Source organism: Escherichia sp. AM3 (genome assembly GCF_032029835.1).
In the GTDB taxonomy this organism is placed as follows: Bacteria; Pseudomonadota; Gammaproteobacteria; order Enterobacterales; family Enterobacteriaceae; genus Escherichia; species Escherichia coli.
This window is the reverse complement of record NZ_JAVUPQ010000563.1, coordinates 1-462: the sequence shown is the minus strand read 5'-3', so window position 1 is coordinate 462 and position 462 is coordinate 1. Positions and strand designations below refer to the sequence as shown.

Below are 462 nucleotides of genomic sequence, written 5' to 3'. Positions count from 1 at the left end.
CTATTGTTTATAATATTGTTCTCAGCATTATATGATTATTTATCCTGATAACTCTCCTATGTTGTATGTTTATATGATTTTCCTTGAAACATATAATGCAAATTTTCGATTTATTTTCCATCATTAATCCAGATAAACAACAAACTAATAGTATGCAAGGAGACATTATTTGTTTCGCCAGGATGCTTTAGAAAACAGAAAAATGAAGTGGCAGGGACGGGCAATATTACTTCCCGGAATACCACTGTGGTTAATCATGCTGGGAAGCATTGTGTTTATTACGGCATTTCTGATGTTCATTATTGTTGGTACCTATAGCCGCCGTGTTAATGTCAGTGGTGAGGTCACAACCTGGCCAAGAGCTGTCAATATATATTCAGGTGTACAGGGATTTGTTGTCAGGCAGTTTGTTCATGAAGGGCAGTTGATAAAAAAAGGGGATCCTGTTTATCTGATTGACAT

1 pseudogene is annotated in these 462 nt (G+C 36.1%); it reads left to right on the top strand.

Going from position 1 to position 462, the window contains the following annotated elements:
• Nucleotides 1-169: 169 nt before the first annotated feature.
• A pseudogene (locus tag RTW80_RS27250) lies at nt 170-462 on the top strand (colicin V secretion protein CvaA); the annotation flags it as partial.